This is a genomic window from Vibrio sp. 378, from assembly GCF_033339435.1.
Genome location: NZ_JAWOUO010000862.1, coordinates 1 through 587 on the forward strand (window position 1 = coordinate 1; position 587 = coordinate 587).

The following is a 587-nucleotide window of genomic DNA, read 5'->3' on the forward strand; positions in this document are numbered from 1 at the left end:
AACAACTGGTTGAGTACTTCCCAAGTGAGTTACGCCGTAACTATAAAGATCAAATGGTTAACCATCCGCTACGTGCAGAAATTATCGCGACTGCGCTAGCAAACCAAATGGTTAACGAAATGGGCTGTAATTTCGTCACTCGTCTTCAAGAAGAGACGGGAGCAAGTGTTGTTGATATTGCAAATGCTTACAGTGCAGCACGTGAAATATTTGATCTTGCGGAAATTCTTAAGCAAACTCGCGCGTTAGACAACGTTGCAACGGCAGATGCGCAGTACGAGATCATGTTCTACGTACGCCGCGCACTACGTCGTATTGCTCGTTGGTTACTGCGTAATCGCAGCGGTAAATCTACCGTTGGTGAGTTGATTGCAATCTACAAACAAGATGTGAATGTCATTACTGAAACTCTTGATAGCATGCTGGTTGAATCTGAAGTGGAAGAGCACAATGAGTTGGCTCAAACATGGATGGAGCGTGGGGTAGAAGAAAAACTTGCCCATCAAGTAGCACGTCTATCGAGCCTTCAATCGGCACTGGATATTTCATCGGTTGCAAGTGAAACCGGCAAAACGCTTGAACAAGCA

General features: G+C 45.1%; 1 pseudogene. It reads left to right on the plus strand.

The features are described from left to right. Window positions 1-587, plus strand: a pseudogene (locus tag R7Q48_RS29280) (NAD-glutamate dehydrogenase domain-containing protein); the annotation flags it as partial.